At 73.4% G+C, this 15,108-nt stretch carries 13 protein-coding genes; 8 read left to right on the top strand and 5 right to left on the bottom strand.

Annotated features, from left to right (window positions below; genetic code table 11):
- Positions 1-172: 172 nt before the first annotated feature.
- Positions 173-781, top strand: a complete 609-nt coding sequence (locus ACZ6Q9_RS17965) for a TetR/AcrR family transcriptional regulator (protein ID WP_396830233.1) — start codon at positions 173-175, stop codon at positions 779-781.
- Between the two features lie 145 nt (positions 782-926).
- Here ACZ6Q9_RS17965 and lhgO read toward each other — a convergent pair whose 3' ends face one another.
- Positions 927-2,123 (bottom strand): L-2-hydroxyglutarate oxidase, encoded by a 1,197-nt coding sequence (lhgO, locus tag ACZ6Q9_RS17960; protein WP_393267573.1) that lies wholly within the window; start codon positions 2,121-2,123, stop codon positions 927-929.
- A 117-nt stretch (positions 2,124-2,240) separates the two neighbouring features.
- On the opposite strand from lhgO, the gene ACZ6Q9_RS17955 reads away from it, so the two are divergent.
- Genes ACZ6Q9_RS17955 through ACZ6Q9_RS17940 form a run of 4 tightly spaced genes read left to right on the top strand, consistent with a single transcriptional unit; the run spans position 2,241 to position 6,004 of the window.
- Positions 2,241-3,380 carry a DegT/DnrJ/EryC1/StrS family aminotransferase gene (locus ACZ6Q9_RS17955; protein WP_393452429.1) on the top strand — a complete coding sequence of 380 codons (1,140 nt, stop codon included), beginning with the start codon at positions 2,241-2,243 and terminating at the stop codon, positions 3,378-3,380.
- A 26-nt stretch (positions 3,381-3,406) separates the two neighbouring features.
- Complete coding sequence (locus ACZ6Q9_RS17950) at positions 3,407-4,339, top strand: NAD-dependent epimerase/dehydratase family protein (protein ID WP_350677830.1); 933 nt, start codon at positions 3,407-3,409, stop codon at positions 4,337-4,339.
- Complete coding sequence (locus tag ACZ6Q9_RS17945; protein WP_393267568.1) at positions 4,336-4,803, top strand: acyltransferase; 468 nt, start codon at positions 4,336-4,338, stop codon at positions 4,801-4,803. Before ACZ6Q9_RS17950 ends, ACZ6Q9_RS17945 begins: the two co-directional genes overlap by 4 nt.
- Positions 4,804-4,816: 13 nt before the next feature.
- Entirely contained in the window at positions 4,817-6,004 is a 1,188-nt protein-coding gene (locus tag ACZ6Q9_RS17940; RefSeq protein WP_350706511.1) for a glycosyltransferase family 4 protein, read from the top strand.
- 96 nt (positions 6,005-6,100) lie between these two features.
- Here the strand turns inward: ACZ6Q9_RS17940 and ACZ6Q9_RS17935 are convergent, their stop codons facing one another.
- A complete protein-coding gene (locus ACZ6Q9_RS17935; RefSeq protein ID WP_393452432.1) occupies positions 6,101-7,219 on the bottom strand; it encodes a lysylphosphatidylglycerol synthase domain-containing protein in 1,119 nt (372 codons plus the stop codon).
- A gap of 216 nt (positions 7,220-7,435) precedes the next feature.
- On the opposite strand from ACZ6Q9_RS17935, the gene ACZ6Q9_RS17930 reads away from it, so the two are divergent.
- Both ACZ6Q9_RS17930 and ACZ6Q9_RS17925 read left to right on the top strand, forming a co-directional pair.
- Positions 7,436-8,536, top strand: a complete 1,101-nt coding sequence (locus tag ACZ6Q9_RS17930) for a DegT/DnrJ/EryC1/StrS family aminotransferase (protein ID WP_393452435.1) — start codon at positions 7,436-7,438, stop codon at positions 8,534-8,536.
- Complete coding sequence (locus ACZ6Q9_RS17925; protein WP_393267557.1) at positions 8,533-9,498, top strand: Gfo/Idh/MocA family protein; 966 nt, start codon at positions 8,533-8,535, stop codon at positions 9,496-9,498. The genes ACZ6Q9_RS17930 and ACZ6Q9_RS17925 overlap by 4 nt, the downstream gene beginning before the upstream one ends.
- A 67-nt stretch (positions 9,499-9,565) precedes the next feature.
- On the opposite strand, the gene ACZ6Q9_RS17920 is transcribed toward ACZ6Q9_RS17925, so the two are convergent.
- Positions 9,566-11,644, bottom strand: a complete 2,079-nt coding sequence (locus tag ACZ6Q9_RS17920; protein WP_396830201.1) for a DUF6541 family protein — start codon at positions 11,642-11,644, stop codon at positions 9,566-9,568.
- A gap of 508 nt (positions 11,645-12,152) precedes the next feature.
- Between ACZ6Q9_RS17920 and ACZ6Q9_RS17915 the strand changes: the two genes are divergently transcribed.
- Positions 12,153-13,910, top strand: coding sequence for a CDP-glycerol glycerophosphotransferase family protein (locus tag ACZ6Q9_RS17915; protein WP_393452440.1), 1,758 nt, complete (start codon positions 12,153-12,155; stop codon positions 13,908-13,910).
- Positions 13,911-13,977: 67 nt separating this feature from the next.
- Here ACZ6Q9_RS17915 and ACZ6Q9_RS17910 read toward each other — a convergent pair whose 3' ends face one another.
- Together ACZ6Q9_RS17910 and ACZ6Q9_RS17905 are read right to left on the bottom strand one after the other, a co-directional pair.
- Positions 13,978-14,523 (bottom strand): acyltransferase, encoded by a 546-nt coding sequence (locus ACZ6Q9_RS17910; protein WP_396830200.1) that lies wholly within the window; start codon positions 14,521-14,523, stop codon positions 13,978-13,980.
- Between the two features lie 164 nt (positions 14,524-14,687).
- Entirely contained in the window at positions 14,688-15,026 is a 339-nt protein-coding gene (locus ACZ6Q9_RS17905) for a DUF952 domain-containing protein (protein ID WP_396830199.1), read from the bottom strand.
- Between the last annotated feature and the right edge of the window lie 82 nt (positions 15,027-15,108).

The raw sequence follows: 15,108 nt of genomic DNA, 5'->3' as shown, positions 1-15,108 counted from the left end.
TGAGGCGCGACGATGGAACCAAGCGGGGAGCGCCGCCTCGCCGCTGCGTGGACAGTAGTCCGAAACACGTCGGGACGCAACCGTACCGTCGTTGCGCTACATTGTTCCTCGTGACAGCCGAGACGAGATCCAGGTGACGACCGGGAAGAGGCGGGTGCCGGCCGGCGCGGCGGTGCTGCGGGACGACATCACCACGGCGATCCGCCGCGCGCTGATGCAGGAGCTCGCCGCGGTCGGCTACGGCCGGCTCTCCATCGAGGCGGTGGCCCGGCGGGCCGGGGTGAGCAAGACCGCGATCTACCGGCGCTGGAGCTCGAAGCTCGAACTGGTGCTGGAGATCGTCGCCGCGGCGGCCACCGGCAAGATGCCGGCGCTGGACACCGGCACCCTGCGCGGCGACCTCCAACTGCTCTTCCAGGTCGTGGCGCGCGCGCTGCGGCACCCGCTGGCCTCGCAGATCATCCCCGACCTGCTCGCCGAGGCGGCCCGCAACCCGACCATCGACCAGACCCTCCAGCAGCTGCTGCGGGCGCGGCAGCAGGAGATCGGCGGCCGGCTGATCGGCCGCGCCGTGCAGCGCGGCGAGTTGCCGCCCGACACCGACCCCGAGGCGGCCGTCGACCTGATCGTCGGCCCGCTCTACTGGCGGCTGGCGATCGCGCGGACCCCGCTCACCGACGCGTACCTGGACACGCTGGTCGAGGCGGTGGCCACCGGGCTCGGCGCCGGCGCCGCCGTGCCCCGGCCCCGCGCGGCGGCCACCGACGCCACGCCCGCCTGACCGGCCGCCCAGCGCCCGCCCCGGACCGGCGCCGCCCGCCCCGTGCGGGCCCCGGGAACTCGCCGCCCCGAACCCGTGCGGGCCCGGAACTCGCCGCCCGCCCGACCGGCCCGGGGCCGGGGCAGTCCGCCCCGGGCCCGTCGGGTCAGCGCGGCGCGTCGACCGGCAGCCGGGAGACGATGTGCCGGGCGATCTCCAACGAGCTGGTCGCGGCGGGGGAGGGCGCGTTGAGCACGTGCACCTGCCGGTCCGCCTCGACGATGAGGAAGTCGTCCACCAGCCCGCCGTCGGGCAGGATCGCCTGGGCGCGGACGCCGGCGCCGGCCCGGACGATGTCCGCCGGGGTCAGCTCCGGCACCAGCCGGGCCAGGCTCGCCGCGAACCGCTTCTTCGACAGCGACCGGGCCACCTCGGTCAGCCCGTAGCGGTAGTGCCGGCGGCCCAGCGCCCACAGGCCCCGGTAGGTCAGCTCGTCCCAGATGTCGCGCGGGCTGATCCGGCCCCAGGAGTAGCCCTCCCGGGCGGTCGCCAGCACGGCGTTCGGGCCGGCGTGCACGCTGCCGTCGATCATCTTGGTCAGGTGCACCCCGAGGAACGGGAACTGCGGGTCCGGCACCGGGTAGATCAGCCCCCGCACCAGGCCCTGCCGCTGCGGCACCAACTCGTAGTACTCGCCGCGGAACGGCACGATCCGCACCGGCGTGGGCACCCCGGCCAGCCGGGAGATGCGGTCGGCGTGCAGACCGGCGCAGTTGACCAGGACGTCCGCGACGACCTCGCCCCTGGTGGTGCTGACCACCACGCCCTCGGGCCGGGTGGCCACGCCCGTGACCTCGGTCTCGGTGCGCAGCTCCGCCCCGCCCGCCGCGAGCAGCTCGGCGAGCTTGCGGCAGACCGCCCCGAAGTCGACGATGCCGGTCGAGGCGACGTGCAGCGCGGCGACGGCCGCGACGTGCGGCTCGTACTCGGCCGCCTCGGCGGCCTCGATCAGCCGCGCCGGCAGGCCGTTGGCCGTGGCCCGCTCGTGCAGGGCGTGCAGCCGGGGCAGCTCCTCCGGGTCGGTGGCGACGATCAGCTTGCCGCAGATGTCGTACGCGAGCCCGTGCCGCTCGCAGAACTCGACCATCGACGCGCTGCCGGCCTTGCACATGGTGGCCTTCAGGCTGCCCGGCTTGTAGTAGACGCCGGCGTGGATGACGCCCGAGTTGTGCCCCGTCTGGTGGGCCGCCCAGCCGGCCTCCTTCTCCAGCACGGTGACCTGGTCCCCGGGCCGGTCGGTCATCAGCCGGTGTGCCACGGCGAGCCCGACGATGCCGCCACCCACCACCACGAACCTGGTCATCTCATCTCCCCTGCCGACGCCGCGACCGATGGTAACCAAGCCGTCCCGCGTGCCCGACTCGCGGACGACCCGCCCGGTTGGCCTAGACTGCTCCGGGTCCATCACTCTGGGGGTCACATGTCTGAGGTCATCGCGCTCGGCCAGCCCACGGTCGGCGAGGCGGAGCTCGCGGCCATCGCCGAGGTCTTCGCCTCCGGCTGGCTCGCCGGCTCCGGGCCCACCTGCCGCCGCTTCGAGGAGCGCTTCGCCGCCACCGCCGGCACCCGGCACGCCCTCGCCACCAGCAACTGCGGCTCGGCGCTGCACCTGGCGCTGCTCACTCTCGGTGTCAAGCCGGGCGACGAGGTGATCGTCGGCGACTACACCTTCCCGGCCACCGGGCACTCGGTGATGTGGGCCGGCGCCACGCCGGTCTTCGCCGACGTGCGGCCGGACACCTGGACGGTCGACCCGGCCGCCGTCGAGGCCGCGATCACCCCGCGCACCGTCGGCATCATCGCCGTCGACGCGTTCGGGCAGCCCGCCGACTACGACGAGCTGCGCGCCATCGCCGACAAGCACGGCCTGTTCCTGGTCGAGGACGCCGCCTGCTCCGCCGGCGCCACCTACAAGGGCCGGCCGGCCGGCAGCCTGGCCGACGTCGCCACCTTCAGCTTCCACGGCCGCAAGGGCATCACCGCCGGCGAGGGCGGGGCGTACGTCACCGACCGCGAGGACCTCGCCGCCCACGCCCGCAAGTTGCACACGTACGGGGTGGAGGGGGCGCTCACCCGCGCCGAGCTGTCGCACCTGCCGATCCCGACCTTCACCGAGCTGGGCTACAACTACCGGCTCTCGGACATCTCCGCGGCGATCATGCTCGCCCAGCTCGACCGGCTGCCGGACCTGCTGGCCGCGAAGCGCCGCACCGCGGCCCGCTACGGCGAGCTGCTCAAGGACCACGAGCTGATCACCACCCCGTACGAGGCGCCCGACCGCGAGCACCCCTGGCAGTCGTACGTCGTCACGCTGGCGCCCTCCGTCGACCGGGGCGCGGTGGCGCTGGCGCTGCGGCAGCGCGGCGTGCAGTGCACCTTCGGCACGTACGCCTCGCACGTCCAGCCGCTCTACGGCCAGACCACGCCCTGCCCGGTCTCGGCGGACCTGTTCGCCCGGCACCTGGCCATCCCGATGCACGCCAACCTCACCGACGCCCAGGTCGAGACCGTCGCGGCCACGCTGGTGGACGTCGTCAACACCGCGGCCACCAGCCGCTGACTCCCCAAGGAAGGACACGCTCCGCCATGTCGAAGCAGACCGTCTTCATCACCGGAGGCGCGGGTTTCATCGGCCTGCACGTGGTGCCGATGCTGTTGGAGAAGGGCTACAAGGTCCGCATCTTCGACAACATGTTCCGCGGTGACCGGGACCGCGTCGCGGAGCTGGTGGCCACCGGCGACGTCGAGCTGATCGACCAGGACGTCCGCTACGGCGGCGCCGTGCACGCGGCCATGAAGGGCTGCGACTACGTGATCCACCTGGCCGCGGTCTCGATCAACAAGAGCCAGGCCGACCCGTACGAGTCGATCGACATCAACATGGTCGGCAACCACAACGTGTTCGCCGCCGCCGCCGACCACGGTGTCAAGCGGCTGGTCTTCGCGTCGTCGGCGTCGGTCTACGGCGACCCGAAGAAGCTGCCGATGCACGAGGACGACCGGCTCGACCCGCTCACCCCGTACTGCATCTCCAAGCGGGCCGGCGAGGACCTGCTCGGCTTCTACCAGCGCAGCAAGGGCCTGAACTGGATCGCCCTGCGGTTCTTCAACGTCTACGGCCCGGGTCAGAAGCCGACCGCCTACTACACCTCGGTGATCAACCACTTCGTGAAGCGGCTCAAGAACGGCGAGCCGCCGGTCATCGACGGCAAGGGCGAGCAGTCGATGGACTTCATCCACGTCCACGACATCGCCCGCTCGGTGGTCGCGGCGATGGAGGCCGAGCAGGGCAACGTGCCGGTCAACATCGGCACCGGCATCGACACCTCGATCGCGACCCTCGCCGAGATCCTGATCAAGGCTGTCGGCGTCGACGTGCAGCCGCAGTTCAACCCGCGCGAGGTGCTGGTCAGCCGGCGCGCCGCCGACATCACCCGGGCCCGCGAGGTGCTCGGCTGGGAGCCCACCATCGCCGTCGAGGACGGGATGACCGACCTCATCAAGACCGAGGTCGCGTGACCCAGTCGCCGTCCGCCGGGGGTCCGTCGTCGCACGGGCTCCCGGCGAACCCGTACAACCCGCACGCGTGGGTGATCGGCGAGCCGGTGATCGGCGCGGGCACGTGGATCGGCGCGTTCACCGTCATCGACGGCTCCGGTGGGCTGACCATCGGAGCCGGCTGCGACATCAGCTGCGGCGCGCAGATCTACACCCACTCCACCGCCCGGCGTTGCGTGTCGGGGCGTGCCCATGCTTCCGTGGACCGGGCGCCGGTGGCGATCGGCGACCGGGTGTTCATCGGGGCGAACGCGACCGTGATGATGGGCGTCACCATCGGTGACGGTGCGGTCGTCGGCGCGGGGGCCGTGGTCACCAGAGACGTGCCACCGGGGGCGGTCGTGACGGGGGTCCCCGCCCGGGTGGTCTCCACAGTCGAGTTGGACGGCGGCGATGTCCGGTTCGTCCCTGTAGCGGAGAGCTAGGAGCACCCCTCCCGTGCGTATCGCAGTGGTCAACAACTTCTTCCCGCCGCGCGCGGGCGGAAGCTCGCACCTGTCCGAGTCGCTCGCCAAGGGCTACGCCGCCGAGGGGCACGACGTGCTGGTGCTCACGGCCGCCTACCAGGACGCCCCGGCGGTCGAGGAGCGCGACGGGCTGCGGATCGTCCGGCTGCCGGCGTGGATGCTGCCGCAGACCCGGCTGGCGGTGAGCTTCGACATCTCGTTCACCACCCGGCCCAGCCTGCTGCGCCGGGTCCGCAAGCTGCTCGACGAGTTCCGGCCGGACGTCATCCACCAGCACGGCCAGTTCTTCGACCTGACCTGGGCGACCGCGCTCTACGCGCGCAAGCGCGGGGTGCCGGCGCTGCTGTCCATCCACACCCGGCTGGAGAACCCGCAGGCCCGCTACGCGAAGGTGTTCCGCGGGCTGGACGCGACCATGGTCAAGCCGTTCATGTGGCGGTCCAAGCCGCGGCTCGTGGTGATGGACGTGCTCATGCAGGAGTACATCGAGGCCCGCTACCGGGGCGCGCACTCCGGCCTGGTGCCGATCCCGGTCGGGGTGGACCCGGACTGGGTGGTCGGCGGCAACGCCCAGCGGGTCCGCGAGCGGCACGACCTGGGCACCTCGCCGGTGATCCTGTCGGTGGGGCACGTGATCCCGCTGCGCGACCGCATCGCGCTGGTCGAGGCGCTGCCCGAGGTGCTGGCCAAGGTGCCGGACGCGAAACTGCTCATCTGCGGCCAGGTCTACTACGGGGTGTTCGCGGAGCGGGCCCGGGCGCTCGGCGTCGAGCACGCCGTCATCGCGGCCGGCAAGGTGGCCAAGAGCGAGATCCCCGACTACCTGGCCGCCGCGACGGTGGAGTCGCACGAGCAGGGGCTCGGCCTCGGCACGGCGACCCTGGAGGCGATGGCTGCGGGCGTGCCCGTGGTGGCGCCCGCACGGGCGGACAACTTCCCCGGCATCTCGCTGCGCGACGGCGAGAACGTCCTGCTCTGCCGGCCCGGCGACGTGTCGGGCCTGGCCGAGCGGCTGATCGCCGCGCTGACCGACCCGGCCCTGGCCAAGCAGATCGGCGTCAACGGCCAGTCGCTCATCCGGGAGCGCTTCAGCCTCGACCGGGTGCTGCACCGGCACCTGGAGGTGCTCGGCGAGATGGCGGCCGCCCGCCGCCGCTGACCGTACGACGAGACGGTGCCCCCGGCCACGAGCGTGGTCGGGGGCACCGGCGTTTCGCGGGACGGTCTCCGCCGGGCACGGGCCGGCGGGGTGGCGTCAGCGGGTGGTGACCGGCGCGGCGGCCTGGTCGGCGGCGGAGCGGGGCGTCGGAACCTGCTCGACGGCGACCGCCTCGTCGGCCTCGTCGGGCGTCCCCCGACGGAGCTGCCGCACCCCGGACAGGGCGGCGATGCCGGCGGCGAGGAGGTCCGCCACCGTGAAGATCAGCCGGGAGGCGAGGGCGATGCCCGTCGCCGCCCCGATGCCCCCGGCGCCGGCGAGGAAGGGCGCCATGGTGGCGACCAGCACGGCCTCCCGGACGCCGAGCCCGGAGGGGGAGAGGAAGGCGAACATCCCGACGGTCATCGCGATGGCGAACGAGCCGATGCTGCGCAGCAGGCCGCCGACGCCGGGAGCGGCCTGGGCGTTGGCCAGCAGCCACAGGTGCACGCCGAACAGCGTGTAGCCCAGGGCGCTCCAGCCGACCACCCGCAGCACACCGGGCAGCGTCAGCCGGTGCTGTAGCGGCGGTCGGCGCAGCACCTTGAGGACGATCTGGATCAGCCGGGTGAGCACCGCCGGAATCGCGCAGATCAGGGCGATCGGGAACAGCACGGCGACGATGTAGAGCGCCACCCGGACCGGCTCGGCGTACTCGGCCCCGGTCTCGGCGGTCGCGTCCAGCAGCGAGGGCAGGCTCAGCAGGCCGACGCCGAGCGCGGCGACCACGCCGAGCCCCAGCGCGACCAGCGTGGCCAGGAAGGCCCGCGCGCGCGGCAGCCCGGCCCGCCGGCCCAACTCCATCTGCAGGACGTACGCCCACACGCTGCCCGGGATGTACTTGCCGAGCTGCCCGACCATGCAGATCCGCAGGGCGGCGGGAACGGACACCCGGTGCTCCAGGTCCTCCGCCGCGGCCCGCCACGCCATCGAGTTGGCGAACATCCCGGCGAGCACCGCCAGCACGGCGAGCACCACCGAGGGCCACGCCAGGTCGAGCCAGGTCTGCCGGACGTCCGGCCACTGGCTGACGACGCTCCAGGTCATGCCCGCCGCGATCGCCGCGATCACCACGACCCGTACGCCCAACGAGAGCCAGCGGGACGGGCCCTTCGCCGCGCCGGCCCCCTCGGCCGGTGCGGTCACCGTTTCGACCTGCGTCGCGGTCTCTGCCACGGCCGTCCTGCCTCCGCGTCGCCCTGACCCGTTGGGGTCGCCTGCACAATTCGCCGAGACTAGCGCAGCGCGGGGCGTACCACGAACCCAGCCCGGTCGGCGAGTCGGGCCCTCCCCCGGGCGTGCGCGGATTCTCGCCGGGGCGGTCCAGATGTGCCGGGGTCCTCCCGCGCTGCTACCGTCTGCACGCTGCCCCACACCCCAAGGAGAGCGCTTGTGATCCCGATTTCCGTCGTCAAGCTGGACGAGGCGGCCGAACGGTTGGCGGTCGAGGTGATCCGTTCGGGCGTCATCGCGCAGGGACCGATGGTGGCCCGTCTGGAGCGCGAGTTCGCCGACCTGGTCGGCGTCGAGCACGCGGTGGCCGTCAACAACGGCACCACCGCGCTCGTGGCCGCGCTCCAGGTGCTCGACCTCCAGCCTGGCGACGAGGTCGTCACCAGCCCCTTCACCTTCGTCGCGACCCTCAACGCGATCCTCGAGGCGGGCGCCACCGCCCGGTTCGCCGACATCCGCGAGGACGACTTCTGCGTCGACCCGGAGGCCCTCGCCGCCGCCGTCGGCCCGCGCACCAAGGTGCTCATGCCGGTCCACCTGTACGGCCAGCCCGCCGACATGGACGCGATCGCCCCGCTGGCGCGGCAGCACGGCCTCGGGCTCGTCGAGGACACCGCCCAGTCGCTCGGTGCCACGATCTCCGGGCGCGGCGCCGGCAGCTTCGGGCTCGGCACCTTCTCGCTGTACGCCACCAAGAACCTCACCACGGGTGAGGGCGGCATGATCACCACCGACGACGCCGGCCTCGCCGACCGGCTGCGGGTGCTGCGCAACCAGGGCATGCGGCAGCGCTACCAGTACGAGGTGGCCGGGCACAACTACCGCCTCACCGACCTGCAGGCCGCGCTGGGCATCCCGCAGATCGCCACGTACGGCGAGAACGTCAAGCGCCGCAAGGACAACGCCGCCCGGCTCTCCGCCGGCCTGGCCGACGTCCCCGGGCTGCGCCTGCCGACCGAGCTGCCCGGCCGCTCGCACGTCTGGCACCAGTACACGGTGCTGGTCACCGACGAGGCCCCGGTGAGCCGCGACGAGGTGATCACCCGGCTGACCGAGCGCGGCGTCGGCTGCGGCATCTACTACCCGAAGACCGTCTACGACTACGACTGCTACCGGGACCACCCCCGCGTGGTCGCCGACCCGGCGCCGGTGGCCGACCGGGTCGTCCGCCAGTGCGTCTCGCTGCCGGTGCACCACCACCTCTCCGACAGCGACGTCGACCAGGTGGTCGAGGCCGTCCGCGCGGCGGTGGGCGCATGACCGCCAAGGTGCGTTTCGCCCTGGTCGGCACCGGGATGATGGGCTCGCTGCACGCCCGGGTGATCGCCCAGTCCGACCGGGCGGAGCTGGCCCGGGTGATCGAGCCCCGGCGCTCCGTCGGCCAGCAGATCGCCGAGCGGTACGGGGCCGGCTGGGCCCCGAACGCCGACGACCTCTCCGACGTCGACGCCGTGGTGATCGCCGCGCCGACCGAGTTCCACCACGGCCTCGCCGACCAGGTGCTCGCCGCCGACAAGCCGCTGCTGATCGAGAAGCCGGTCTGCGGCAGCCTCGCCGAGACCGAGGAGATCGTGGCCACCGCCGGCAAGCGCGGCGTGCCGCTGCTGTGCGGCCTGCTGGAGCGGTTCAACCCGGCGGTGCTGACGGCCCTCGCCCTGGTCGACCGCCCGGTGCACCTGACCGCCACCCGGCACTCGCCGTACGCGCCGCGGATCCGCACCGGGGTCGCCTGGGACCTGCTCATCCACGACGTCGACCTGGCGATCCAGGCGTTCGGCGGCGAGGAGCCGGTGGGGGTCCGGGGCACCTTCGGCCACTTCCACCCGGACTCGCTCGCCGAGGCGGAAGACGTGGCGGAGACGGTGCTGAACTTCGGCAGCGGTGCCCTGGCCAACGTCTCGGCCAGCCGGATCGGGCAGCGCAAGGTCCGGACGTTGGTGATCAGCGAGGTCGACCGGCTGATCGAGGCGGACCTGATCCGCAAGGACGTGACCATCTATCGGCACGTCTCGTCGGACGCGGCCACGCCGGACGGGCGCGGCTACCGGCAGCAGAGCATCATAGAGGTCCCGGAGCTGCTCACCAACCGGGAGCCGCTCGCCGCCCAGCTCGACCACTTCCTGGACATCGTCGCCGGCACGGCCGACGCCGACGTGGAGCGGCAGCGCATCCTGCCCGCGCACCGGGTGGTCGGCCGGCTCTTCGCCGACAACGGGCGCTGACGGACCGACAAAAGGGGCGGGGCGACCGTGGTCGCCCCGCCCCTTCGTCGTCTCCCGGCCGTCGCGCTCAGCCCCCGGTGGCGCAGCTCCGGCCGGCCTCGGTGACCCGGTAGATGTTGATCCGGCCGATCGTGTGGGCCAGCTCCAGCCGGTCGCTGGTCTCCAGCCGCTCGCGCTCGTAGTGCTTGTCCCAGGCGCCGGGCATGTTCCGCTTTCCGACCACCACGTACGAGATGTTGAACTGGCGCACCTCGCACCCGGCGGGCCGGGCGTCGGCGTTGTTCACCAGCCAGTTCCACGCGTCCCACCGCCGCTCGTAGTTCTCCGCCGGCAGGCCGGGCAGCGGCGGGATGCCGAACAGCAGCGGCACCTCGTAGTCGGCGTAGGCCCAGGTGATGAACTCGTGGTGCCGGTCGTAGGCGACGGTGGCGCCGGGCGGGTTGTTCTCCGCCAGCCACTCGAACGTCTTCTCGTAGGAGGCGCCGACCGGCGCCCGGCCCTTGAGCGCGCCGCGCAGCGGCTGCCAGCTCGCCGGTACCGCGGCGAGGCCGAGCAGCACCGCCACCAGTACCCCGGCGGCGACCGCCGTCGGCGCCTCCGACCCGCGCAGCGCCCCGGCCTTCGCGGCGACGCGGGTCAGCAGCCACTGCACGGCCAGCCCCAGCACCACCGCGCCGGCGACCGCCAGCAGCCCGTACACCGGGAAGATCATCGAGCGGACCCGCTCCCGGACGCCGTACCACAGGCTGGAGAGCGTCATCGCGGCCGTCGAGTCGGACGCGGTGGTCCACACCCCGATCGCCGTCCAGACCACGCCGGCGGCGAACCACGGCCGGGCCCACCGCAGCCGCGGCAGCACCAGGCAGAGCGGGGAGAGCAGCAGGCACGGGATGACCAGCCAGAGGCCGACCTGGATCGTCGGCTCGCTGAGCTGGAAGTCCTGACCGCCGACGCCCGGGTAGGCGAACAGGACGTACCGCTGCGGGTCGGTGACCCAGTACTCGAACGATTCGCCGTACCTGCCGAGCAGGGCGGGCGGGTTCGACAGCCGCTCGCCGTTGGCGCCGGCCAGCACCCCGAGCAGGGGCAGCAGCGGCACCAGCCCGGCCACCACCATCGCGCCGGCCGCCGCGGCGACCCGGCGCAGCACCCACCGGCCGCGTACGGCCAGCAGCATGCCGATCGCCAGGACGGCGATGAACAGCACGTCGTACGTGTGCGTCATGACGATCCCGGCGCCGCACAGGCCGGCGAGCAGGCCCAGCCGGACCGGGTGGGCGCCGCGCGCGGCGAGCGCGATCAGCAGCGCGATCGCCCCGGCCATGCAGGGGGCGGTCTGCTCGGTGATCCGACCCGTGATCACCGACATCCACATCGGGCCGAGCACGGCCGGCGCGGCGGCGGCGCTGGCGGCCACCACCGGCCTGCCGCCGAGGGCCCGGACGCAGGCGTAGACGGCCGCCACCAGCGCGAGCGGCCCGACGAGGATCGACCAGGCGCTCAGCACCGTGCTGATCCGCCCGCCGGAGATCTCCGCCGCCTGGGCCCAGGCCACGTTGGCCGCGAGCGGGTAGAAGGAGCAGGACAGCGCCGGATCGGTGGAACCGCTGGTGCAGGCCGAGGAGATCAGCACGCTGTCGGTTTCCATGATCCGCCGGGTGAGGAAGCCGTGGTTCATGGCGTCCCACCCGGGCGGGGCGACGAGCCGACCCAGCATCAGCCAGCCGAAGGCGACGCTGACCACGGCGGGCACGGCGATCCCGAGGACGTCGGCGCGGCCGGGGCGTACCGCCGGCAGCCGCAGCCGGGTGATCCGCCCCCGCCACCCGGCGTCGGTCGGCCGCCTGGCGGCGTCGCCGTCGGCGGTGGCGGTGCGGTCGGTCGCGTCCGGGTCGACCAGGCCGCGGGTCACCAGCCGGGACGCGAGCACCGCGAGGCCGGCGAGCAGCACCTCGGCGGCGAGCACCGCCAGCGGACCGTCCGGCAGCCCGAGTTTCGGCAGCCATGTCATGGCGAGGGTGACCAGGCCCAGGGTCAACGCCGGGGCGGCGGCCCAGGTGGCCCACCGGTAGCGGCCCGGGGGCAGCGCGAATCCGAGCAGCGCGCCGGGCACGATGGCGACGGCGAGCGCGATGAGGCTGGTCAAACCGTGGATCCTTTCCAACGGAACTCGCGGTTGCCCCGCGGCGGCTGGTGCGCGGAGCCGAGGTGCGGCCGCCCGTGCGGCCACCCGGTCGGCGAGCGGCCGGACCAGTATAGGAACGGGAGCCGGCCGCGCTGACCCGGCGAACCGGCCATCGGCGACGCGTCGTCACCGGCGTCGTTTTTGCGGTGGATCATCCCCCCGAGGTGGCGACTGTGGCCCGGAGGGACCAAATCGTCCCGGTGTGGCGGTACCCGAGCGATACCGGCGCGTTCCTTCGCGTTAAGGTCACACCGGCGTGGTGGCGGGGTGGCCGCGGGCGCCGGTGCCGTCGCTGGTCAGCGACGATGGACGGACAGGCGGGTCGCCGCGACCGCTGTCCCGTCCCGTCGCGTTCCGTCGGGGCGCCGGTGGCGTCCGGGCGCCGACGGTCGCCGAAGCGGGGAACGCTGCCGTCACGGCGCCAGTGACGGTCGGTGAGCCAGTCGTCGATCTCGTAGGGAGCTAGTCCTTGTTCGGCAAGTTGATGGGACCGGCGGGAGTCGCCGCCCGCGGCGCGCTGCTGCTGCTGGCCTACCTGGTGATGCTCGCCGCCGGCGCGCTCGGTTGGATCGGCGTCTTCGCCGTCGCCGGGCTGGCCGCGCTCGCCGGCGAGTACGCGCTCGCCCGCTGGTCGCCCGCCACACTCACACTGCTCGAGAAGGTCGGCCTGCGGGGCGACTACCGGCAGCTCGCCCGCGACCTCTCGGTCGTCCTGCTGGTGGTCGCCGAGGTCCGGCCGAGCGCGTGGGAACTCAGCCTGGTCCTGGTGCTGCCGTCGACCGTCTGGCTGATCTCGGTCTTCGCCGGCGCGCTCGCCACGATGATCGACCGGCGCAACCCCCTGTCGGCGTTGGTGCGCAACATCGACCTCGGCCCGATGCGGGCCGCGCCCCGCCCGCCGGACTGGGCGGCCTGGCTCGCCGGCGACCGGCTGGCCCTGGTCAACGTGGTGCTGGCGCCGGCCGCCGTGTTCGCGGCGGTGCTCGACAACGCCGCCCCGGTGATCGGCGCGGGAGTGGTGGCCGTGTTCGCCGCCGCGCTGGTGGGCGGGATCGTCGCGCTGACCTGGCTGCGCGGGCGCGGGACGGGCCAGAGCCCGCTGCTGCCCGCCGTCCAGCGCTGGCTGGACAGCTACCGGCCGGAGGTGGCCCTCTACTTCGCGGGGCCGGCGAAGGACGTCTACCAGGCCAACATGTGGCTCGCCCCGACCGAGGCGCTCGACCAGCGCGGCGTGGTGCTGCTGCGCAACAAGGAGGCGTTCCTCGAGCTGGCCGACACCCGGCTGCCGGTGATCTGCGTGCCGGCCGGCGTGGACTTCATGAACCTCGAACTGGGCAGCGTGCGCGCCGCGCTCTACGCCGCGAACGTCGGCGCGAACATCCACATGCTCCGCGAGCCCGGCATGAAGCACGTCTTCGTCGGGCACGGCGACAGCGACAAGCAGGCCAGCGTCAACCCGTACAGCAAGGTGTACGACGAGGTGTGGGTCGCCGGCCTCGCCGGGCGCGAGCGGTACGCCCGGGCCGGGGTGGGCGTGCTCGACTCCGACATCGTCGAGATCGGACGGCCGCAGCTCGCCGGGGTGCACACGTTCGGCGCGGAGTCCGTCGACCGGCCGTTCACGGTGCTCTACGCCCCGACCTGGGAGGGGTGGCTGGACGACGACCCGTACCACACCTCGCTGGTGCTGATGGGGGAGCGGATCGTCAAGGGGCTGCTCGCCACCGCGCCGGCGGTCCGGCTCATCTACAAGCCGCACCCGCTGACCGGCTCCCGCGCCAAGGAGGCGAAGACGGTGCACGAGCGGATCGTGGAGCGGATCCGCGCGGCGGGCGGCAACCCGGACGCGACCTCCCTGGACGGCACGCGGCACCTCGTGGTCACCGGCCGGACGCCGGCGCTGTTCGACTGCTTCAACCAGACCGACCTGCTGATCAGCGACGTGTCCAGTGTGGTCTCGGACTTCGTCCAGAGCCAGCGGCCGTACGTGGTGGCGAACCCGGGCGGCCTGCCGGAGGACGAGTTCCGTCGGGAATACCCGACGTCGCGGGCGGCGTACCTGCTCTCCCGGGACTGCGGCGAGTTGGAGAAGATCGTGTCCGTCACCCGGGCCGGCGACGACCCGATGACCGACGCCCGGCGGGAGCTGAAGACCTACCTGCTCGGCCCGGCCGAGGCGAACCCCATGGAGCGGTTCCGGGAGGAGATCGCGCGGCTCTGCCGCTGAGCACCGGCGCGTACGCGCGACGGCGGTGGACGGGAGAGCCCGTCCACCGCCGTTTCTCGTCGGAGGGTCAGCCCTGCCGCTGCGGCGGGGTGTCCACGTCCCGGGAGACGACCTCGCCCCGCTCGTCGACCCAGCCCTTCGGCCGCGCCGGGTTGCCCGCCACGAGCTGGTACGGCGCCACGTCCTTGGTCACCACGGAACCCGCCGCGATCATCGCGTACTCGCCGACCTCGATGCCGCAGACGAGGGTCGCGTTCGCGCCGATCGAGGCGCCCCGGCGGACCACCGTCGGGGTGATCTTCCAGTCCGGGTTCTGCGCGCGGGGCCGGAAGTCGTTGGTGAAGACGGCGCACGGCCCGACGAACACCTCGTCCTCCAGGGTCACCCCCTGGTAGACGGAGACGTTGTTCTGGATCTTGACCAGGTCGCCGACCGCGACGCCGGCGTCGACGTACACGTTGCGGCCGATGACGCAGCCGGCGCCCACCTGGGCGGAGGACCGGATGTGGGCCAGGTGCCAGACCTTGGTGCCGTCGCCGACCCGGGCACCCTCCTCGACGTCGGCCGTCGGGTGGACGAAGACCGAGGGGGACGGGGAACTGCTGTCAGTCATCCTTCAACTCGCATGGGTCGCAGGGCGCGCCGGGCGCCGTCGGTGACCCGCGTTCGGCGTACGCCGGGAGGGGCGGCCGCCCGCGCGGGTCCGGGCTGCCGCGCCGGCCCCGGGCACGGAGAGTGAGGCCGGGGCGCGCGGACTCGGCGTAGCATATCGACCGCTCAGCCGAGCAGCTCCGCCACGGCGTCGGCGACCGGCACGTCCGCCGGCAGGGCGTCGGCGGCCACCACCGCCGGCACCGGCAGCGGCCCGTAGAGGTGGGGGAAGAGGGCGCCGCCGCGCGACGGTTCCCAACGCAGCGCGTCGCCCAGCCGGGCCGGGTCCACGGTGAGCAGGGTCAGCCCGGTGGCGCCGGTGAAGTGCCGGCGGGCCGTCTCGACCACCTGGTCGGGCCCGGAGAGGTGGATGAACCCGGACTGCGCGTCCGTGGCGGTGCCGACGAAGTGCCCCGCGGCCAGGGCGTCGTCCCACTCGACGGTGGTCAGCAGCTTGTAGATCACCCCGGCAGCCTACGCAGAACCGGCCCGGTTCTCCGCGGTACGCCCGCCGCCGCTCTCGACGGGGGTCTCCGGGCTCCGGCCC

Source organism: Micromonospora sp. NPDC049139 (assembly GCF_055586845.1).
The sequence above is the reverse complement of the archived record's forward strand: the minus strand, read 5'-3'. Positions and strand labels throughout refer to the sequence as shown.

Coding starts and splice junctions, on each gene's coding strand:
- lhgO (WP_393267573.1), bottom strand. CDS start 2,123: ATGACCAGGTTCGTGGTGGTGGGTGGCGGCATCGTCGGGCTCGCCGTG.
- ACZ6Q9_RS17955 (WP_393452429.1), top strand. CDS start 2,241: ATGTCTGAGGTCATCGCGCTCGGCCAGCCCACGGTCGGCGAGGCGGAG.
- ACZ6Q9_RS17950 (WP_350677830.1), top strand. CDS start 3,407: ATGTCGAAGCAGACCGTCTTCATCACCGGAGGCGCGGGTTTCATCGGC.
- ACZ6Q9_RS17910 (WP_396830200.1), bottom strand. CDS start 14,523: ATGACTGACAGCAGTTCCCCGTCCCCCTCGGTCTTCGTCCACCCGACG.
- ACZ6Q9_RS17925 (WP_393267557.1), top strand. CDS start 8,533: ATGACCGCCAAGGTGCGTTTCGCCCTGGTCGGCACCGGGATGATGGGC.